A 21,929-nucleotide genomic window follows, 5' to 3' on the forward strand; every position below is an offset into this window, starting at 1 on the left:
TTCTTCTATTTTATACATCCACTAATCCGAGTTGACCATGGACTTAAATAATTCTTAGCATAAGGTTCTAAAACTGCAGGAGAATGAAAAACAAACAGGGGTGAACGTGAAATCATGCAGGAAAAAGGGTGCTTTAAATAGCCCATGAGGATTTTAAAAACCCTCAAGATCTGAAAAACGTTCACCTCCTCACCCGATACCCCTTCACACTATAATAAAGAATAAACAAATAAGGCAACACCAAAATCCAGTAGGCACGCTGAAAAATTTCGGGGGTGAGAGCTCCGGTGCCTTTCATCAGATCCACCAGCCAACCGAACAGAAGCGGTATCACGGCACCTCCCACGATGCCGGTCACCAGCAACGATGAGCCGGCCTTGGTGTATCGTCCTAGGTCGGCAATGGCCAGGGGCCAGATGGCTGGCCACATCAACGAGTTGGAGAAGCCCAGCGCCGCAAAACACCAGATGCCAACTGACGGCGGTAAAAAGATGAGCGCCAAAGACGAGAAAAGACCAAGGATGGCAAACAACCTGAGTGCAGCCGACTGGGAGATGACGCGAGGAATGAGTGCCACCCCAAACAGGTAACCCACCACCAGACCGATAGGAACGTATTTAGCATATTGCTCAGGATTTTGCATCCGGGGAAACGCCGTCTTGGCATAATCAATGACCGAGGCCATGGGAAGCGTTTCGATGCCCACGTACACAAAAATGGCCACCACGCCCAACAACAAATGGGGAAATGCCATCACCCCCCTCACCTGTTCACGAAAGGTGAGCGTCTGGTCGCTCTCTTCGTTATAAGCGGTCACTTCGGGCAATGGGGCAATCCACACAAACACACTCAGAAGCAACAAAATAGCCGTCACAATCACAAAGGGCAAAGTCACATCGGCGAGATCGGCTGCCTGAATGTCGAGAAAAAGAGCCAAAAAAAGAGGACCAATCCACCAGGCCGCCTTGTTCATAATGCCCATCATGCAGATGCGCATGGCGGCACTCTCGGGAGAGCCAATGATGGTCAAATAAGGATTTACTGCTGTTTGCAGCAACGTGCTGCCAATGCCACCAACAAACAATGCCACCAGAAACAGTCCAAAACTACCCATGCCGGCCGATGGTACAAACAGGAACATGCCCAGCGCCATCACCAAAAAAGCGATGAACATCGATCGTTTGTAGCCTAAGCGGCCAATCACCCAGCCCGACGGGGGACCAAACACCACGAAGGCTGAAAAGATGGATGCCGTCACCAAGTACGACTGTGTTTGCGTCAGGTCAAAAGCATTCTGCAAAAAGGGAATCAGCAAACCGCTGATACCCACACCAAAACCCATCACAAAAAAAATCACCCCTATGATGACCATGGGTAAATAGTAGTTTCGCCAAGTGTTGGGTGAGGAAACGGTGGGTTTCATGACTGTTGGGATTTGAAAAGTGATGACAATAGGGTCATTAAGGGGATTGATTAGAAGATGATGTCTTTTAAACGTATGTCATTATGAAACAATGTCGTAAAGTGAGTCCGATTCACAGAAGAAAATAGAAGATGATTAGACTGAAGAGACGAAGAGAACAGATCTATACATCTGTCTTCATCTCATCATCTGTCTCTTTATCTGGAATCTTTTTCTCTTAACTAAACGACATTGAATTATGAAACATGATTATCGTGTGAAACGTGTGCACCCAATTGGTTACAAAACAATCTTCTCTCCCTTGTAGAAATCGAGCACCTTGTTGCGAAGGATACACTCGTATTTGGCCTGTAACCATTCGGACTGAGCCCGAATGTAATCATTTTTCACTGTACTGTAATCCATGGCATTCAACAAACCCACGTTAAAACGACTTTCGGCCTGACGAAACGACTCTTCGTACGAAACCACCGCCTCACGCCCCGACTCATATTTCTTCCACGCCGCATTGGCATCGGCCCAGGCTTGCTGCACCTTTTTGCGCAAGACCATTTTTTCGTTCTCCAAATCCAGCCGGGCACTTTCCAGCCCGATGGTCGCATTCTTTACGCCATAACGTGCTTCCATGTTGTTGAAGATGGGGATGCGCAATGTCAGCCCCACATAGCTGTTGGCATTGTTTTTAAACTGCTCGGAGAAATCGAAATCAATGCCCTTCACGTAATAAATCCCTGAATTCCAACCACCAAAAGCAGACAACGAAGGATACAGATTTCCACGGGCAATCTTCAGGTCGTAAGCACTGCTCTCCACCCGATACGCTGCCCCTTTGATCTCGGGCATCACGTCCAGCGCCTGCTGATAAATGTTTTGTGCCGGATCGGCCTGCAACGGCGGCATATCGGGCAGCACGGGCACCATCACATCAAAACCTTCCACGTCTTCAAGGTCGAGCAGTTGGGCCAAATTGAGACGCGACAACATCAGGTTATTCTCCTGCACCGTCACGTTCATGGCCTCGCGAGCCGCCTGAGCCTTCAATTCATAATAAACGTTGGGGGCGGCACTCCCTTTGTCGACCAACACCTTGGCACGTTCGGCCTGTTGCCGGGTCACCTCCAGTTGCTGATTGGCAATGACCAACAGCTCCTTGTCGAAAAGGATCTGCAAATAATAGGTGGCGATGGTCAGCGCCATGTCGTTCTGCGTCACCGCAACTTTTTGCATGGCCGCCTGCCATTCGGCTTCCCGCTTGTGAATGGTGTTGTTCAACGTCATTCCCTGAAATAACGGCATGCTGCCCTCCACCCACACGCTCCCGTTGTGGGTGGTTTGATCGACGTAACGAAACTCCGACTGCAACTGTACCCGCCCAAAACCAATGCTGTAGGTCGACGAAGCATTCACCGTTGGCAGCCGCCCGTAACGTTGCTTTTGCTCGTACTGGTTTTGCGTGTATTGCGCATTCATTTGTTGCTGACGCACCGACAGATTGTTTGCGTAGGCATGTGCCACGCATTGTTCGAGTGTCCAGGTCGATGCAGATTGTGCCGCCATCGACAGGGGCACCATGGTCAACCATGCACAGGAAACCCACCGGCCAATCGGCTTGATAACTGATAAATTCATAACAAATTAAATTTGGGGGACTTTTACTTTATCATCCTTCTTGAGGCCATCCAGCACCTCAATCACCATCCCGTCAGAAAGCCCGGTTTTGATGACGCGCTGCTCAAACACCTGAGGCTGTGTAGATTCCACATCCACAAAGGCAGAATCGTTGCGAAAGGTGATGAGTTTCTCCTTGATGGAAAGCACACTGTCGCGACGAGCCAGCACAATGTCGGCCGTGGCACTGTATCCGGCACGAATAAATTGACCCTCCTTGAGGTTGACGGCCGCTTTAATCTGAAACTGAATGGCGCCGTTCTCCTCTACCCCTTTGGGAGCGATGAACTCCAGCGAGGCGGTGTAAGTTTGGTCGTCAATGGCGCCAATGGTCAACAAAAGCTCCATACCTGCCTTAATTTTGCCCACTTCGGTTTCATCCACTTTGCCCTGAAAAATCATCTCACCCATATCGGCCACCAGGGCAACAGTGGTTCCGTCGTTAAAAGTGTTGCTTTTAATCACCGAATTGCCTTCCTTCACGGGCACATCCAGCACCATCCCGCTGGTGGTGGCACGAATGAGCGTATTGGTCTGCGCCCCGGCACGTTTCAGCACCCCTTCTTTAATCAGTTGCAGGTTGTTTTCGGCCGTCTCCACATCGGTACGGGCACGGTCGTAGTTGAGTCGCTCGGCCAAATACTCCGACTCGGCAATCACCTTGGCATCAAACAACTCCTTTTTGCGATTATATTCCGTTTCGGCATTTTGAAACACCAGCTGAGCCTGTTTCAATTGAGCTTCGGCACCGTTCACCTGTAACATCTCAGGAATAATCTGGATTTTGGCAATCAAATCGCCTTTCTTCACCAAGTCGCCCGGTTCCACATATATCTCGGTAATGATGCCCGATTCCTGCGGCTTAATCTGAACCTCTTTTCGTGGAATCACCGAACCGGTGGCCACCGTCTTTTTAATGATGGTTTGAATCTCGGGATTCTCAGTGGCATAAACCACCGGATCTTTGTGCGATTGTTTGTAAAGGTACACCACCACCCATCCTACCAGGACAGCGAAAAGAACCAATAGGGCAATTTTCAGGATTTTTTTCATCTCTATTTGTTTTAAAGTTTTTTGTTTCAAGTTTGAGGTTTGGAATAATCAGGTTAAACAAAATGCAATGCAAAAAACAATGTCGTTTAGTGATTGACAATCGAATAAAAAAAAGAAGAATTTTAGACATCAGACAGTTTAGAATGTGAAGTCCACAGATCAAATTATCTTTCCTAATCTTATCATCTGTCTCATCGTCTGACGTCTTTTTCTCTTTAGTTAACGACATTGATACCAAAATATTAAATCATTCATGTCTCAACGCCTCAATGGGCTTCACTTTCACCGCCTTCATGGCGGGAATGAGGCCGGCGATCAGTCCCACAACCAGCAAAAGCACCAATGACGATAATGCCAGCGGGAGGCCAATTTCGGGATTCAGGAAAAAGGTAGGCTCATCGCCGATTGCCGTGGCGCGCGAGGCATCTATGATGCTGTCAACCAAACTGAGCACCAATGTCCCAAAGGCCAGGCCAAGAAAACCCGCCAGGGTGGTGAGGAACACCGATTCGGTAAGAATCTGGCTCACGATGGTCCACGGTCGCGCGCCAATGGCTCGCTGAATGCCAATTTCACGCGTGCGTTCCTTCACAATCACCAGCATGATGTTGCTGATGCCCACCGCACCGGCAATGAGCGTCATAATGCCCACCACCCATATCAACAGGTTGATGCCAATGAAGACATAACTCATGGTCTTTACTTCATTCTCAACGTCCACCTTGCCAATGGCTTCTTTGTCGTCAGGCGATAGTTTGTGATTTTTTTGCAACAACAGGGTCGTTTTTTCAATGATGTCACTGATTTGATACCCTTTTTGTGCCGTGATGCCAAAAAAATGAACATTATTCCCATAATTATAGGTCTGCTGCATGGTGGTGAAGGGCATGTAAATGGTCTCCTTTTTGTTGCTGCCGATGTTGATGTTGGGGTTATTGGACTGAAACACGCCCACCACCATAAAATAGACCCCATTCACCCGCATATACTTGCCCACAGGGTCTTCGCCGGGGGTAAACATCACCTCGTACACCTTTTCACCAATGATGCACACCTTGCGTTTCAAGCGAATGTCTTCGTCGTTGATGTATCTGCCCCACAGCATGGTGCAAGGATCAATGAGACGATAGGTCGGATAATCGCCCATCACGTTAAAGGCAGCCGACAATTTGCCACGCACCACATTCTCGCCACTGCGCAAATTCCAGCCGTTAAGACGGGGCGAAATCACGTCGATGCCCTTCACCTGGTCGCGAATGGCCTCAATGTCGTCGTTGGTCACGCTCCACCAGCGCCCCCGCTGAAAACCCTCGTAACTCACCGACGTGCGGTTGGCCCACATGAAACCACTATTGGTCGCAAAATCCTTCATCCCGTCGGTGATGCCATTCATAAGACCCTGCCCCGAGCCACTCATCACCACCAACATGAAAATGGCCCAAAATACCCCAAAGGCCGTCATCACACTGCGCAGCTTATTTTTTCGAATGGCAGTCCATATCTCCTGCCAACGGTCTAAATCAAACATTTCGGTGGGTTTTTATCGGTTGTTTAAAAATAGTATCAAGATTTGAGTATAAAGACGCGAGACTTTTCTTTCAAAGTTGCTACTATATAACTCTTTTACCAAGTGGCACTGAGGTTTTTTCTCCTCACTGGTTCTCATCTTCTCTCACTTCAACTCAGCGTCAGTTCTTAGTTCGTTAAGTTGAGGAAGATGATTAAATGCTGAGTTATCTGCTTTCATATTTAAACGCAATCTATTTATCAAACCAACTCAGCGCCTTCGCGCCTCAGCGTTTATTATGACTCTGCGTCACCTCCCTTCGGGGAGGCGGAGAGGGGCTTTTTTTACTCATCATGCAATGCCTCAATGGGTTTAATGGCCGCTGCCCGGCGTGCGGGAATGTAACCGGCAATGAGCCCTGCCAACACCAAAATCACCAGTGCCGAGATAGCCACCCCCCAATCGGCCGAAGGATTAAAAAACTGTCGCTCAATATCGTTTCCTTGAGCAGCCATGCCTTTCAGAACATTTGAGACGATGGCCAACAAGCCCATCCCTGCCACAAGCCCGATAAATCCGGCGATGGTGGTGATGAACACCGACTCCGACAGCACCAGGCGGATGACACTCCATGGCGTCGCCCCAATGGCCTTGCGGATGCCTATCTCCTTGGTACGTTCCTTCACCAGAATAATCATGATGTTGCTCACACCCACGATGCCCGCCAAAATGGTCATGATGCCAATGACCCACACAAACAACCGAATACCGGCAAAGATGCCCTGGGCCTGCTTAAAGTGCTCCAACGTGTTCCAAATTCCCAATGCCTGCTTATCGTCGGGCGCCACATGATGACGTTGCGCCAGCGTTGATCGGATTCCCTCCTCAATGCGTTTATTTTCGGCCACCGTCAGGGCGTTGGTGGACACGGCCATCTCGCCCAGTTTATTGCTCCCGTTAAAAACCTTGCGAATAGTGCTCAGGGGGAGATAAAGCTGTTTCTCATCTTTGTTGGATGGATTCTCGAACGTGCCCACCACCATAAAAGGAACCCCTCCCACACGAATGTACTTTCCCAGGGGTGTTTCTTCCTTGAACAATGCTTTTTGAACCGCTACTGACATCAACGCCACCTTCCGAAAATCGCGTATGTCGGGCTCGTTGATGTAACGCCCTTCTTTCATTTCCACGGTCTGAATATGCTTAAAGTCAGGCATTACCCCCTCAAGAGAGAAGTTGCCATATTCCTTTTGATAGGTCACGGCGGCATTCCCCCACAGGTGAAATCGACCTGAGACATGGTCAATATCGTCAGCAAAAGTTTTCTCTAACGCCTTCATATCCGCATCGGTAAACTGAATGCGTCGTCCGGCCTTCAACCCGCCATGAGCAACCTGTGTGTTACCGCTCCAAATCCAGAGGGCATTTTTGGATGTACCCTTAAAATTGTTCTCCATGCCGTTTTGCAAGCCCGAACCGGATCCCAGCAACAATATGAGCATAAAAATGCCCCATGCCACGCTAAAGCCGGTCATGATGGCTCGCAAGCGGTTCTTTTGCAGTGTGGTGAGTATTTCTTGCAGATAATCAATCATGGCTTAGTTTCTTGTACGATGGAGGATGCTTCTTGCGTGTGGGGCTGTCCGTTGGGAACAATAAGCCCGTCGGATAGACGGATGACACGATGCGTGCGAGCAGCCACCTTGGGCTCGTGCGTCACAATAATCATCGAGATGCCCGAGGCGTTCACGCTCTCCAGGATGTCCATCACCTCATTAGAGGTTTGACTGTCGAGAGCACCTGTGGGCTCATCGGCCAGGATAAGCTTGGGCTGAGAGATGAGTGCACGGGCAATAGCCACGCGTTGCCGCTGTCCGCCCGACAACTCTGACGGCAAATGATTGGCCCAATTCAGCAAGCCCAACCGTTCCAAATACTCAAGCGCCAATTGATTACGCTTCTTTCGGTTGACCCCCTGATAATAAAGGGGAAGTGCCACATTTTCCATGGCGTTTTTAAAAGAAATGAGATTAAACGACTGGAATATAAAACCAAGGTAACGGTTGCGAAATCGTGCTGCTTCAGTTTCGCCCATGCTGCGGACCAGAATGTTGTTGAGATGATAACTCCCCGAATCGTAATTGTCAAGGATGCCTAAGATGTTGAGCAAGGTCGACTTGCCACTTCCCGATGAACCCATGATGGAAACCATCTCACCCTCCTTGATGTCGATGTCGATGCCTTTAAGGACGTGCAAGGCGCTTTGTCCCATGTCGTATGACTTATGAAGGTTCTTGACCTGAATGATACTGTCTGACATATATTAAGAATCAATGCGTTGAAACAATCATCTAAATTAAATAAAAATTTTGACCCCGAAGCAAAGCTTCTTCATTCAAAACTATCCCTGTGACGGTTGAACCTTTGGATACGTTACAGCAAAAAACTATTTATCTCGCGGGTTAACGCAAAGGATAAGTTTAAAGCTGTTCCCTTGAATGATGCCTATATTACGTATCAATATCGTTAAGTTAGTGCGATTCACAAAAGAGACAAGAAGATGTTTAGACTAAAGACAGATAGATTATACTGAAAAGACGAAGGTAACGGATCTAAACATCGGTTTTCATCTCATCATCTGTCTCTTCGTCTGACATCTTTTTCGGCTCTATGTCGAATCCTGTGGGTAAACAAAATATGAATGCACGAAATCAAACAAGGTAACTAAGCCGCCTTCGGAAAATGGCGTTAAAAAAATCATAGGCCTGAGCGTTAAAAAATATGCGCTGTTTGAGCTTGCGAGTTCGCAGATTTTAGCGAAGGCCTATGATTTTTAGCCATTTTACGTCAGCGGCGGCCTTTTTTGCTTACTTTTTGGGGCTGTAGCCAAAAAGTAAGAGCCCGCCCGGCTCGAGGGTACGAAAAAATGGTTAGTGTGAATTGATACTTATGATTACCCACACAAATCAGAATAGAGCCTCTTTTTCTATTATGTTAACGACATTGAAACTGAAATATAATTGAATCGCTGGTTTACAATTCGTGTAATTAGTGAAATTCGCGGTTTAAATTCATTGTCAAGTATATGGTTTCACTGGTGTCATCATGACATTGGAAAAAACGTGTATAAATCGATACCCTTTACGAAATTAATCACCCCAAAAGATGATTGAAAGAATTATCTCCCCAATGGTCATAAAACATCGGTGAATGGACTGATTACAACGGTGAACAAATGCTTTGGAATGTGAATCGTTCAATTGCATCACAGGGAATCGATAAACGATCAATGGACATCCATTCTCCGATAAACCCTTACTGAATATTTTCGTCAAAAAAATATCAACAACGCAACCCACTCTTTAACTGAAATATATAGTGTTTCAAATGATGATTTATTTTGACGAACGTCATTTTTTTAGTGACGAACGAAACCTCTGGGTTTTTTTCACCGTTATACACATCAAAAGCAATTCCCAATCACCTCCCTCAAAAATCAAACGTCTATGAAAAAGTTCTTCGCCCTGATGATGATGATGAGCCTGGTGAGCGGCCTGTCCGCTAAAAATGAGCCCGAGCCGTCAAAAGCCGAAACGTCTTTCGACCCTGCGTTCCTGCTCCACAAAAAAATCGCCTGCCAACAATTGTCTTTCGAGGCATTCAGAACTGCCTATTACGGTCATCGGTCCATTCGCAACCAGTTTGATAACGACACATTGATCACCATTGTGGATTTTTCAAAACCTTCCACTGAAGATCGCTTTTTTGTGGTGGACATCAAGAACGGCAAACTGCTCATCAAAACGTTGGTGGCTCACGGCAAAAACTCAGGAAACCTGTATGCCGAAAAGTTCTCAAACGTCATGAGCTCGCTGCAAAGCAGCCTGGGTTTCTTCAAAACAGGTTCGACCTATACCGGCAAACATGGCTTCTCAATGTTGCTCAACGGATTGGAAAAGGGCATCAACGACAAAGCCCGCGAACGCGCCGTGGTGGTACACAGTGCCGACTATGTGAGCGAAGCCTATGCCAAACAACATGGCCGACTGGGGCGCAGCTTTGGATGCCCAGCCCTTTCAAAAGAAATGAACGACAAAGTCATCAATCTGATTAAAAACGGGAGCTGCATGTTCCTTTATCATCCTTCGCAATACCAGTTGGCCGCCAACTGAACCATACAATGCCTTGTTTAAACCGAAAGGGCTGTCGGATGCTAACGCACCAGACAGCCCTTTTCGTTGGGATAACTTTTACCCCCTCAATCCCCCGATGGGGGAAATTTGGGTCTCTCTCGTCACTTATTCAATGAATGAATTTACGCTTCTCCTTCCGTGCCTTTTGAACTTTAATTCGATTGTACATATGCACTGTCTCACTTTTATACTCTTGCACTCTTTTCCTTTTTCACTCTTGCTCTTTCTCCCTCTTGCACTTTCTCACATCAATTATAACTGTTTTATCATTTTAAATTTCAGCACTTCCTGCCCTTTTTGAACCAGTACGATATACATGCCCTGATTCAAATCATCGGCCTGCACCGGATATTCATCTACACCGGATGCCATATAATTCCCATACATGCGCCCATCAAGCCCTATGATGGAGATTCGCGCATCATCACCACCGAGACCGTAAATGGTAAACACACCCTTGTTGGGATTAGGCAAGAGAGATACACCCACATCTGCCCGTGATGATTCCGTTCCTAATATCATGGAATAATCAATGTTTAAAATGACATCACCCGCGGAACCTGTCAATTGAATAATCATGGTTTCTCCCTCTTCCATGAGTACATCCTGATGAATAGAGGCGCCACTCTTTAGCACACTTGAACAAGTACTGTACAGCGCTAAAGTCACATCATTAGATCCCTCAAATTTCACCTTCGATTTCTCACGGGCGGTGTACGAATACCACACCGGTTGATTTGAACCTGGCATAGCAACTGAATTTTCTCCGGCTTTAGCTTCAAATGGGTTCCCACAAGTCGTCCCTTGGGCATCATAAACAACACTCAAAGTCCAATTGTATTGACTTGCGGACGACACAGGGGTAAAGCTAAGATAATAGAGCTTATCAATCTCTGAAGTAAAAGAAACAACACCTGTTTGCGACACTATATGGGTTGTGGCATCACATGAAGAATAGACATTAATATGTACATCCTTGTCAGATGTGGTCACAGTCACGTTGCCACTAATAACAGGACGATAAACAAACCATCGTTCTTCAGTTCCTGAGTGTTCGCAGCGGTTGATGCCTTCCACAGCATTCAAGGCCTTGTCACAACTCAACCCTGAAAGATTGGCTAATTCCGTCAAACTCCATGAATAAATTGCACCCGAAACCGGAGGAGACGCCCACTTGATTTTGTATGGGGTGTTGGCCGTTGCTGAAAATGTCACAGATGACTGCTTGATGGTGTTATCAATGTCATCATTGAGCTTTAGGTAACTCACCGGACTACAATCAGCAAACACCTGAACTTTGGTATCGATATCGGTCACATCTTGGGATGTAATCATTATTTCGCCCGTCGTTGTTGGCGTATATGTAAACCACTCAGGATAGTCGGTCGCATGTGTGGATATATTAAAACCCTCGAAAGCCGTCTTGGATACAAAACAGACATTGCCTTTATCCACAGCTCCTTCAGCAAGGTTCCACGCATAATTATCGTCTGAACCGGGATAAATCCATTGAATAAAATACTCTCTGTCTTTAATCACCGGAATGGCATAATGAGAAACACCATATGCTTTGAATGAGTTGAGTTCGAAATGATACTTATCACACCCCCCGTAAATGTAACATTGTGTATTGACAGCGGTTGCAGCCTGAGATGAGATAATCAGGTAACGATTACTTGTAGCGATATATCGAAACCATTGATCGTTTCCATTGGTGTGCTTACAATTATTCTCTCCCGCTTGTGCCGCGAAAGCATTGGAGCAAAAATCCCCTGCCACAGGCTCTGAAGTCGTTAATCTCCATGAATAATCCTCATTTAACAAACTGCCTTTGTATTTCCAACAGATATAATATGTCGTGCCTTTAATCCCTTCAAAGGTCAATTGTGATTGTTTGCTCCCATTATAATCCTCACTGAAAACGAAATAATCGGCCGGGGGACAACTTTTATAGACCAACACATAGGTGTCAGATGTAGATCCAACACTTGAAATGGTCACCCGTGCATGTTCAGTGGGTGTAAATTGATACCACATGTCCCCATTTTCGGACGTATGTCGGGTCGTCGTTTCTATTTGTCCAAATCCCTCAAGGGTAATAGATGAGGCATTTTCGCAATCGATTTGTGCTGCTACAGACATCCAGCCTGCCAATAGCAGCCACAGGAGAGTGGTTTTCATGTTGATAAAGTTTAGTAAAGGTTAGATTGAATTTACACCCGAACACATGCGGGCGCAAAAGTTTCTATCCCCAACCTTTCTCTATTTCATCAACGGAATCAACGGTTTTGTCAAACCGGATACCCCCTCCTGTCACCCTTAACCGTCAAAAAAAACCGCCTCCATTTTCATAGAGACGGCGATTATTGATAATGTTAAAACGTATCGTTTAGAATCAATTACTTTTATTGCGTAACAACCAAACCGAATCAAATCCCTTGATGGCACGATATTGAGCCATGGCTTGCAGAGCCTCGGCGCGCTGGTGAAAGAAATCGACCGCCACACGGTTTTTGCCATCCACCACAACCACCCGGGCGTTGGGATAACCACCATGTCTGAGTTTTTCGCAATGCATGTGCGCCGGTTCTTGAGCCGGAAACGAGGCAGCGATCAAATACCAGGCTGGCTCTTCCTGTACAACGGCAAGGGCTGCTTCTTGAGACCGGACATCGGCCTGCTCACGCAACAACTCTGTTGCCTCAATGGCCAACGTGGTATCCACATCAACTTCCGATTCTTCGACTTCAACGGGCGATGCCATCAGGTTCAATGCGGGCAAGTCAACCAAAGCACCTTGCGAAATGGCTTTGGGAGTATTAACGGATGGCGTGAGCATAAACAGTCCGGCAACCAGAGCAAGTCCAACGGCAACCTGACGATGCGGGAATCGGGGCAATGTAAAAGCTCGCGACACAGAAGATTCCGGCTTCTTTTCGTCCAGCAATTCACTGAGCGAATAATGAACAGGAGCCAACCCGAAGGCATCAGGATTAATGACACCCTGTGGCGAAGGAACAAACAACACGTTACCGGCCATATCACGACGGAGCATGCCCAAATCTCCAATCGTTGCCACCCGCCCTTCAGCCAAAGTAGCCATAATGGTTTGCACATAAACATCCACTTGCTTAGCGGCTTCAGCATACCCAACACCCGACATCATGGCCACATGATTAACAAGCAAACCATCGTTATGCATCAGGCTGCGGTTAAATCCAACCTCTTTTTGAGGGGGCATAAAAAGGCCTTTCTCTTCCGAGATACCTGCGGGAAGATAATTGGACACAAAGCCGCCAAGACCGGGCACAATCACGCAATCGTGAAGAATGATTAAATCGCTGATGTATTTTCCTGTGGTGTTCATATCTGCAAAAGTAATAAAAACACACGCCTTCCAATGAAATTTATGTCAACACCTGTTGATAACTTGTTAACAAACTCAGGTGATTCGTCAAAAACATTTTTCAAATCACTAATTTAGCACTAAAGCAACAAAAACGAAAAACTAAGAACAAAAAAACAATTTACCCACCAGTTACCACCAGTGGGTTAAAAAGCGTGAAATCGTCATTTACATGATACGGATTTGCCGATTTATTGTTTTATTTGTACTGCTTCATTGATCACAAAAGCTTTATCTCATGGCAACACAAATATTGGTGACCGGCGGTGCCGGATTTATCGGATCACACACCGTGGTCGAACTACAACAAGCCGGCTACGACGTGGTGGTCGTTGACGACTTATCCAACTCAAGCATCGAGGTGCTCGACAACATCGCCAAAATCACCGGCAAACGCCCTGCATTCGAGCAATTCGACCTGGCTGATGCAGCTAAAACAGATGCCTTCTTTCAAAAATACTCGGGGATTAAGGCCATCATTCACTTTGCGGCTTTCAAAGCCGTGGGCGAATCGGTACAAAAACCGCTGGAATACTATCGCAACAACCTCAATTCAATGATGAACCTGTTGGACGGGATGCGTCAATACGGTATTCAGCACATGGTGTTCTCGTCGTCGTGCACCGTTTACGGTCAGCCCGACGTGCTGCCCGTGACCGAGCAAACGCCCCGAAAGCCGGCCGAATCGCCTTACGGCAACACCAAAGCCATTTGCGAGGACATCATGCGCGATTTCTGCAAGGTGAACCCCACCGCCAACTGCATCGCGTTGAGGTACTTTAACCCCATTGGCGCTCATCCGTCGGCACTCATCGGCGAATTGCCCGTGGGAGTGCCCAACAACCTTGTTCCCTTCATCACCCAAACGGCTGCCGGCATTCGTCAGGAGCTGAGTATCTTTGGTGACGACTACAACACGCCCGACGGAACAGCTGTGCGCGACTACATTAACGTGGTAGACTTGTCGAAAGCTCACGTGGTAGCCATCGAGCGCCTGACCAACGGCAAAGCCAAAACCAACTTCGAGTTTTTTAACGTAGGTACCGGCAACGGCTTATCGGTGATGGAACTGGTGAAAACCTTCATCAAAGTGACGGGCGTTGACCTCAAATACAAAATAGTGGGGCGCCGTGCCGGTGACATCGAACAAATATACGCCGACACCACCATCAGTTGTAACGAACTGGGATGGCAAGCCGAAAAAACGGTGGAAGAAACTCTACTTTCGGCCTGGAACTGGGAAAAAAAGGTCAGAGGCCTCTAATTGCAAGCTCTATCAAGAGGTGTGCACCTCTGATTGATAATTGTCATACAAAGCAATCCGGAAATCCGGGTTGCTTTTTTTATTGTAAAACAAGCCCGGTTTAAGACTAACCGGGAAATTAAAAAGCCCCTGATAATCAGAGGCTTTCGTAGTCCCGCCGGGAATCGAACCCGGATCTACAGTTTAGGAAACTATTATTCTATCCGTTGAACTACGGAACCATTTTTGAAGAGGTGCAAAGATAAAACTTTTCACGAAAGCACAAGCCCCACTTACAGTTCCATCTTTGAAGGGTAATCGAGGTTGTAGTGAAGTCCGCGACTCTCTTTGCGGCGACGTGCCATTTTGATAATCAGGTAGCCCACGTTGATCTTATTCCGCAACTCGCAAATCTTTTGCGACACTTTCGATTTTTGGTAAAGTGATTCTGTTTCGCGATAAATGACTTCAAGGCGGTCAAAAGCCCTTTGCAGACGAAGATTGCTGCGCACAATGCCCACATAGTTACTCATAATTTGCTCCACCTCTTTGTTCGACTGGGTAATGAGCACCATCTCCTCGGGAAGGGTCGTCCCCTCATCGTTCCAGTCGGGTATCTGTTCGTTAAAGTCACATTTATTAATTCGGGCAAGGGCATCGCGGGCAGCCAAATCGGCAAACACAATGCCTTCGAGCAACGAATTAGATGCCAACCGGTTGGCACCATGCAATCCACTCGAGGCGCACTCACCGGCCGCGTAAAGGTTACGTATAGACGTATGCCCACTCAAATCAACCTTAATGCCACCGCACAAAAAATGTGCAGCCGGAACCACCGGAATCATCTGACGGGTAATGTCAATACCCAGCGAGAGACACTTTTCATAGATCGTGGGGAAATGATCGCGAATCTCCTCGGCCGGCTTATGCGTCACATCGAGATACACATAATCATCGCCCGTAATTTTAAGTTCGTTGTCAATGGCACGAGCCACAATGTCGCGAGGAGCCAGACAGCCACGAGGATCATATTTATGCATAAACTCTTGTCCATCGGTGGTTCGCAACACCCCGCCGAAACCCCGCATGGCCTCGGTGATGAGAAACGAAGGTCGCTCGGCCGGATTATAAAGCGAAGTGGGATGAAATTGCACAAACTCCATGTTTTCAATCACACCCTTGGCACGAAAAACCATGGCAATGCCATCACCGGTCGAAATCAAAGGGTTGGTGGTAGTTTGATACACACTCCCCACACCCCCGGTAGCCAGCATGGTGATTTTCGACAAAAAAGTCTCCACCTGCTTTGTCTTAATATTCAACACATAAGCCCCATGACACACATTGTTCTTCATCCAGGGCTCCATAATTTTTCCCAGATGGTGGGGTGTAATTAAATCAATGGCAAAATATTTCTCCAGAAGCGTAATATTGGGATGATTCTTCACCATGGTCGTCAGGGCGCGCTGTATTTCAGCACCCGTGTTATCCTTGTGATGGAGGATGCGAAACTCCGAGTGACCTCCCTCGCGATGCAGGTCAAAACTACCATCCTCTTTCCGGTCGAACTGTGTGCCCCACTCCACCAACTGCTTAATTTTTTCGGGAGCCTCCTGCACCACCAGACGCACTGCCTCCTCGTCGCACAAACCGTCGCCGGCAATCAGCGTATCCTCAATGTGCTTATCAAAATTATCGGGCGCATACGTCACCGACGAAATGCCTCCCTGGGCATACGAGGTATTGGTTTCGTCAATACGTGTCTTGGTCACAATGGCCACCTTGCCATGTTGGGCAACTTTGAGTGCAAATGAAAGGCCGGCAATACCCGAGCCAATCACCATAAAATCGTAATGATGTTTCACTGCTAATCGAGATAAATTGTTTACCTGCTCCCGTCATCAATTCTTTAAAAACAACAGGAATGCAACCCACTATTTAACAACCGTCATTTTACTTCTTCAAAATCGACATACTCTCCTTCACGTTGCTGGCGGGACTTCTCTTTTTTTGAATAAGTTACAGTCACCTTTCCCTCAGGCTCAGCACTCTCCGGGCGCGAAGATTGAAATCCCCGACCAAAAGTGTAGCTCTGAGCATTCCCCTGCATCCGTTTCATCAACTTTACAAACAACCATGGTAACACGTAACGCCCAATAAGTTTCAACGAGTAATAAATGATGATCAATATCAGTACAAACCGAATAAATGCTTCCATAATCAATCCATTCTTTCCGGCAAATTGAAACCGGAATTATAATTTAGCCCCCTAAATCCGCCAAAGGGGGACTTTGGTTTTATTTCGCATAAATTGCGCACTTCTGCACTATTGCACTTTTCCACTTCTTCACTTTTGCAATTTTGCACTTATGCACTTATGCACTTTTATACTCAAGCACTCCTGCCTGAATTCACTCTACCCCATCTTGTGTTTTGAGAGCTTCGAGCAATATTTCGTCGGTACGCATCATCAGCATATAAAACCCTTCGTTGTCGATGATGTTACGAGCCACATAGGCCATCAGTTCGGTATCGATGAGTCGTTTCGACTTGTTGAACTGAGCCGGGTTAGGTGTCAGTCCGCTTTTCTCGGCGTACTTGACCAACTCTGCTGTGATATTGGCTGCGGAGAGCACCTGTTCAAATTCGGCAGCCGTCTTGAGTCGGCTCAACCGATCACGGTGACGATCGGCATATTCTAATGCAAACTGATACAACAGACCCTTCTCTCGCAAACGGTAATAATACTCCGTGTAGTTGAGCGTATCGCGAGCCACAAACACATCGGGCATAACACCGCCGCCGCCATACACATTACGCCCGCCCTTGGTCTTATATGTAATAGTATCGCTAAAACGAATGCTGTCCTTTTCGTAAAACTCGCCATGCTCAAAGCGCTTCATAATGTCCTGGTAATAATCGTCAGACCCGTTTTCGTAAGGCTTTTGAATGCAGCGTCCACTGGGGGTGTAGTAACGCGCAATGGTGAGTCGAATGGCAGAACCATCGGGCAGTGGGATTTGCTGCTGCACCAAACCCTTTCCAAACGAACGACGCCCGTAAATGATGCCTCGGTCGTTGTCCTGAATGGCACCGGCAAAAATTTCACTGGCCGAGGCCGAAAACTCATCAATAAGCACCTTCACACGTGTATCCTGGCAGCTTCCGGTACCGTTGGCTGTCATCGTTTGACGTGAACTGGCTTTGCCTTCGGTATAAACAATCATCTCGTCCTTTTTGAGGAACTCATTAATCATGTTAAAAGCCACATCGAGAAAACCACCCGAGTTCCCGCGCAGATCGACAATCACCTCACGACAGTTCGACGACTTAAGTTTGGCCAACGCAGTGATAAATTCTTCGTAAGTATTCTTAGCAAAACGACTGACTTTGATGTAACCTGTTTTATCGTCAATCATAAATGATGCGTCCACACTGGTCACCGGAATGGCACCTCGAGTAATGGTGAATTCCAATGGCTTGGTCATGCTGCGTCGTGCAATGCCCACCTTTACCTTGGTGCCCATGGGGCCACGCAATTTTTTCATCACCATGTTGTTGGTCACTTTACTTCCCACAAACACACTGTCGTCAACCGAGATGATGCGGTCGCCGGGGAGGATGCCCAATTTTTCGGAGGGGCCGCCGGGAATCACACTGATGACCAGCACCGTGTCGTTATTAAGACTGAACTGGACGCCAATTCCTCCAAAGTTGCCTTCCAACTCCTCATTCACCTCCTGAAGTTCCGACGCGGGAATATAAACCGTATGAGGGTCAAGATTTTTAAGCAATTCAGGAATGATGGCTTCAACCAACTCATCCTTTTTTACGGTATCGACGTACTCTTCTTCAATCAAGTTGAGAAGCGCATCCAGTTTATTGGTTTGCGGATATATCAACAAACGCTCGGTTCCTTGGGGCACCGAACGCAGGGTCAGCACGCGCCCAAGCCAGATACCACCAATAAGAATGGCAGCCATCAACAAAGGAAGCAATATCTGACGGGGAGAATTTTTAATGGTCATGTGATTGGTTTATTCGTCGTTATCGGAACTGTCGTCTATGCAAAGAATCTCGATGTTGGCACGCTGTAACAACCGAATGCCGTCGTCGGTTCGGTATTGCTCACAAAACACCACCCGTTTGATGCCGGCCTGAATGATGAGCTTGGCACACTCGATGCAGGGCGAAGAGGTGACATAAAGCGTGGCACCATCACTGCTGTTGTTCGAGCGAGCCACCTTGGTAATGGCATTGGCCTCAGCATGAAGCACGTAAGGCTTGGTTGAACCGGATTCATCCTCACAATCGTTTTCAAAACCCGAAGGCGTGCCATTGTAGCCGTCGCTGATAATCATCTTGTCTTTCACCAATATGGCGCCTACTTGCCGACGCCGGCAATAACTGTTTTGTGCCCAGATGCGAGCCATGGCCAAATAGCGGGTGTCGAGGAGGTATTGTTTTTCGGCCGAGGTGAGTATCGATTCGCTCATGGATATTGGTTTTGAACGCTACTATATAACTCTTTTGAGTTATTTTTTTTACTTTAAACGCAAGGCGTTACAAATTAACTCAGCGCCTTCGCGCCTCAGCGTTTATTCTATCTCTATTTTAATTCAATGACCACAAAAGTAACAATAAAAAAAGCGCTAAGATGAAATTTACAGAGCCGATTTTGAGCAGCTAATGATTTTTGGTATAATTTTAGATGTCAAACCAAAACCATTCCCCAAAAGCCATGCGAAATCTCCGGATAACCTTCTTGGTCATATTCCTGACCAGCTTAATCAGTTTGAAAGCCCAGTCACCGCTACCCGAATGGGCTCCCGACCGTGGGTACAGGCTGAAAATACGCCACATTTATTTCCCGGAATACAACTTTTACTACGACACTCAACGGATGGTTTACATCTACCCTCTGAAAAACCATTGGGGCGAGAGCGATACCATCCCCGCTCCATTCAAAATTAACGACCTGAAAAACACGGCCAAAGTACAACTCCGCACCAACACCGATGCCCCTCAGACCGACAACCTGACGCATGTGCAGAAATATAAAAACAAGAAAAACCCGAGAGACAACCGTGACACGAAAATGAATACCCCCCAAATCAAATAAACCCAAACCCATGCACTACCGATGAAATGGCGATGCCATTGCCAACGCCTATTACATCAAATCAGCTCCCACATTCTATCTCATCAATCAGCAAGGCAACATTACTTATGGCTCCAACGGGTTTAAAAGGTGGAACTGAAATCAGCCATCTCCGAATTGATGGAGCCGAAAACAAGCCTTAAAAAAAGGTAAAGGCACGAATGATTGCCAATTCCCCGCAGAATTGTAATTTTAGGCACAAATTTTTTATCATGCACCACCATCGATTACTTCGGTTTTGTGGGATTGGACTGATGGTTTTGTTGCCGTTAATGATTGGCGGATGCAACGAATCGGGCATTTGCCTGTCGAACCAGCACGCTGTGCAGGTGTCGCTCATATCGGCACACACGGGCAAGGACACCACCCTGACCACATCTGTGTTCGGCGCCGGACGCTCCGATTCGGTATACGCTTCACAGGCTCTCTCCAAATTATTCCTCCCATTGGAGTTCGACCACGATCCCGATACCACTTTTTTTGTCATCAAAACCAAAACGACTGCCGATACACTTGCCTTTTTGTATCGCAAAGAGCTCGACTTTATTTCGGGCGAGTGCGGGTATGTGTTCAGCTTCACCATTGACGGCGTGGCTCACACCACCAATAAAATTGACTATTCAACCATTGTTTATCCCACTGTGAAATATGGCGAAGACCTCACCAATGTTCAGGTTTATATTTATTAACCTCGTACTGGCTCTGCCTCTGGTGCCAACGATGGGACAACAAAGCGATAGCATTCCCGGACGACGCGCCCAAAGCATCGCCGTGGGCATCGACCTGGCACCATTCATCATTCGCACCTACGACGATAGCCGCACCGGCCTCTGCGTATCGGGACGATACGGGCTTCGCGACAAGATTTTTGGCGTGGCCGAACTGGGCTACGAAAATGTTGATTTCAGCAACAACCAAACGGTGACCAAAAACGAAACGGACCTTACCGCCTATCAATATGCCCACACCTCCAACGGGTCATTTTTGAGAGCGGGTCTCGACTTCAACTTCTTTAAGCCCTACGACGAACCCTACAACAAGGACTTTGTGGGTGTGGGCTTTCGATACGGTTATGCCTATCAGGAACAACAAAGCCCCGCATTTATCATTGGCAACGGGTATTGGAACGACTACAGTGGCGGCGGGGGGTCTTCGTCGGTCAACTCGCACTGGATTGAAGTGGTTTTTGCCCTGCGCACCGAATTGTTCCGCAACTTTTACGCAGGCTGGAGCATGCGCGGCAAAATGCTGGTTCACTCGGGTCACACCGGCGTGATGGAGCCCTATGCCATTCCCGGCTATGGCAAAAACAACGGCAACCTCACAGTTGGATTCACTTATTCACTTGAATACCAAATCCCCTTCGGGAAACGACAATAAACCAATGTCACACATGCACTCATCCACCCCTACTGTCTGCGTTTTTTGCGCATCCAGCACACGTGTGTCAGCCGAATACACCCATGCGGCACAAACATTGGCCAACATCCTTGTGAATAACGGTTTTGGCATCCGCTACGGTGGCGGTTCGGTGGGTCTTATGGGAGCCATTGCCGACACGGTGTTGAGTCGCGGAGGGCTGATTACAGGCATCATCCCCGAATTCATGGTCGAACGCGAATGGCAACACCCCCTTGTCACCAATATGATGGTGGTGAAAACCATGGCCGAGCGAAAAAAACTGCTCATCGAAGGCGTCGCAGCCATCGTGACATTACCCGGCAGCACCGGAACGCTGGAGGAACTCATCGAAGTGATCTCCCTTAAGAAACTTGGTCAAATCGACACTCCCATCATCATCATCAACACCAACGGTTTTTTTAATCCCCTATTAGAAATGCTCCGTCGCATGGTCGACGAGCAGTTCATGCCCGCCTCCGATTTAACCCTTTACACCGTGATTGACCATCCCGAACAGATCATTGATGCAATGGCCATGACATCGGTGATGCAGAATGAAAATTAGGGGGAAGTTTAAGATGGGAAAAGTGAAGGAGTGGAAGAGTTTAGGAGTTTAGAAGTGGAGGAGTGAATTAGTACCATCAATTAGCTTCAATCACAACTCCAAATTCAATGTCGTTTAGTTAGTGACAAGCGAATAAAAGACAAGAAGAAATTTGGCTCTATGTTGAATTCTGTGGGTAACCAAAATATGGAAGCACGAAATCAAACAAGGTAACTAAGCCGCCTTCGGAAAATGGCGTTAAAAAAATCATAGGCCTGAGCGTAAAAAAATATGCGCTGTTTGAGCTTGCGAGTTCGCAGATTTTAGCGA

18 protein-coding genes and 1 tRNA gene are annotated in these 21,929 nt (G+C 47.2%); 6 read left to right on the plus strand and 13 right to left on the minus strand.

Annotated elements, in window-relative coordinates:
- Window positions 1-181: 181 nt before the first annotated feature.
- From gluP to LX69_RS16130, 6 genes are all read right to left on the minus strand, one after another.
- Entirely contained in the window at window positions 182-1,423 is a 1,242-nt protein-coding gene (gluP, locus tag LX69_RS16105; protein ID WP_111447067.1) for a glucose/galactose MFS transporter, read from the minus strand.
- 279 nt (window positions 1,424-1,702) lie between these two features.
- Window positions 1,703-3,052 carry a TolC family protein gene (locus LX69_RS16110; protein WP_111447068.1) on the minus strand — a complete coding sequence of 450 codons (1,350 nt, stop codon included), beginning with the start codon at window positions 3,050-3,052 and terminating at the stop codon, window positions 1,703-1,705.
- A gap of 6 nt (window positions 3,053-3,058) precedes the next feature.
- Window positions 3,059-4,144 carry an efflux RND transporter periplasmic adaptor subunit gene (locus LX69_RS16115; protein ID WP_111447069.1) on the minus strand — a complete coding sequence of 362 codons (1,086 nt, stop codon included), beginning with the start codon at window positions 4,142-4,144 and terminating at the stop codon, window positions 3,059-3,061.
- Window positions 4,145-4,391: 247 nt separating this feature from the next.
- Window positions 4,392-5,672, minus strand: coding sequence for an ABC transporter permease (locus tag LX69_RS16120; RefSeq protein ID WP_111447070.1), 1,281 nt, complete (start codon window positions 5,670-5,672; stop codon window positions 4,392-4,394).
- A gap of 323 nt (window positions 5,673-5,995) precedes the next feature.
- Complete coding sequence (locus LX69_RS16125; protein WP_111447071.1) at window positions 5,996-7,246, minus strand: ABC transporter permease; 1,251 nt, start codon at window positions 7,244-7,246, stop codon at window positions 5,996-5,998.
- Entirely contained in the window at window positions 7,243-7,971 is a 729-nt protein-coding gene (locus LX69_RS16130) for an ABC transporter ATP-binding protein (RefSeq protein ID WP_111447072.1), read from the minus strand. Before LX69_RS16130 ends, LX69_RS16125 begins: the two co-directional genes overlap by 4 nt.
- 1,186 nt (window positions 7,972-9,157) lie before the next feature.
- Here LX69_RS16130 and LX69_RS16135 point away from each other — a divergent pair.
- The gene (locus LX69_RS16135) at window positions 9,158-9,823 is read left to right on the plus strand and encodes a murein L,D-transpeptidase catalytic domain family protein (protein WP_221621395.1); all 666 of its coding nucleotides are present in this window, start codon (window positions 9,158-9,160) and stop codon (window positions 9,821-9,823) included.
- A 273-nt stretch (window positions 9,824-10,096) separates the two neighbouring features.
- Here the strand turns inward: LX69_RS16135 and LX69_RS16140 are convergent, their stop codons facing one another.
- Window positions 10,097-12,025, minus strand: a complete 1,929-nt coding sequence (locus tag LX69_RS16140; RefSeq protein WP_111447073.1) for a T9SS type A sorting domain-containing protein — start codon at window positions 12,023-12,025, stop codon at window positions 10,097-10,099.
- 214 nt (window positions 12,026-12,239) lie between these two features.
- Entirely contained in the window at window positions 12,240-13,211 is a 972-nt protein-coding gene (locus tag LX69_RS16145; RefSeq protein WP_111447074.1) for an HU domain-containing protein, read from the minus strand.
- A 277-nt stretch (window positions 13,212-13,488) separates the two neighbouring features.
- Between LX69_RS16145 and galE the strand changes: the two genes are divergently transcribed.
- A complete protein-coding gene (gene galE / locus LX69_RS16150) occupies window positions 13,489-14,514 on the plus strand; it encodes a UDP-glucose 4-epimerase GalE (protein WP_111447075.1) in 1,026 nt (341 codons plus the stop codon).
- 149 nt (window positions 14,515-14,663) lie between these two features.
- On the opposite strand, the gene LX69_RS16155 is transcribed toward galE, so the two are convergent.
- The 5 genes from LX69_RS16155 to LX69_RS16175 all read right to left on the minus strand — a co-directional run bounded on the left by LX69_RS16155 (window position 14,664) and on the right by LX69_RS16175 (window position 18,989).
- A tRNA-Arg gene (locus LX69_RS16155) sits at window positions 14,664-14,735 on the minus strand.
- Between the two features lie 51 nt (window positions 14,736-14,786).
- Window positions 14,787-16,358 (minus strand): L-aspartate oxidase, encoded by a 1,572-nt coding sequence (nadB, locus tag LX69_RS16160; protein ID WP_111447076.1) that lies wholly within the window; start codon window positions 16,356-16,358, stop codon window positions 14,787-14,789.
- Window positions 16,359-16,441: 83 nt separating this feature from the next.
- A complete protein-coding gene (locus LX69_RS16165) occupies window positions 16,442-16,711 on the minus strand; it encodes a DUF4834 family protein (RefSeq protein WP_111447077.1) in 270 nt (89 codons plus the stop codon).
- Between the two features lie 193 nt (window positions 16,712-16,904).
- Window positions 16,905-18,521, minus strand: a complete 1,617-nt coding sequence (locus LX69_RS16170) for a S41 family peptidase (RefSeq protein WP_111447078.1) — start codon at window positions 18,519-18,521, stop codon at window positions 16,905-16,907.
- Between the two features lie 9 nt (window positions 18,522-18,530).
- Window positions 18,531-18,989 carry a dCMP deaminase family protein gene (locus LX69_RS16175; RefSeq protein ID WP_111447079.1) on the minus strand — a complete coding sequence of 153 codons (459 nt, stop codon included), beginning with the start codon at window positions 18,987-18,989 and terminating at the stop codon, window positions 18,531-18,533.
- A 299-nt stretch (window positions 18,990-19,288) separates the two neighbouring features.
- Between LX69_RS16175 and LX69_RS16180 the strand changes: the two genes are divergently transcribed.
- The 4 genes from LX69_RS16180 to LX69_RS16195 all read left to right on the plus strand — a co-directional run bounded on the left by LX69_RS16180 (window position 19,289) and on the right by LX69_RS16195 (window position 21,620).
- On the plus strand, window positions 19,289-19,615 hold the full coding sequence (locus LX69_RS16180; protein ID WP_146260777.1) for a hypothetical protein: 327 nt from the start codon (window positions 19,289-19,291) through the stop codon (window positions 19,613-19,615).
- 251 nt (window positions 19,616-19,866) lie between these two features.
- Window positions 19,867-20,343, plus strand: a complete 477-nt coding sequence (locus LX69_RS16185) for a DUF6452 family protein (RefSeq protein WP_111447084.1) — start codon at window positions 19,867-19,869, stop codon at window positions 20,341-20,343.
- Window positions 20,321-21,034, plus strand: a complete 714-nt coding sequence (locus tag LX69_RS16190; RefSeq protein ID WP_146260778.1) for a DUF6048 family protein — start codon at window positions 20,321-20,323, stop codon at window positions 21,032-21,034. The genes LX69_RS16185 and LX69_RS16190 overlap by 23 nt, the downstream gene beginning before the upstream one ends.
- 13 nt (window positions 21,035-21,047) lie before the next feature.
- Complete coding sequence (locus LX69_RS16195; protein ID WP_111447082.1) at window positions 21,048-21,620, plus strand: LOG family protein; 573 nt, start codon at window positions 21,048-21,050, stop codon at window positions 21,618-21,620.
- Window positions 21,621-21,929 lie beyond the last annotated feature (309 nt).

The sequence above is a fragment of the Breznakibacter xylanolyticus genome, assembly GCF_003254275.1.
Taxonomy (GTDB): Bacteria; Bacteroidota; Bacteroidia; order Bacteroidales; family Marinilabiliaceae; genus Breznakibacter; species Breznakibacter xylanolyticus.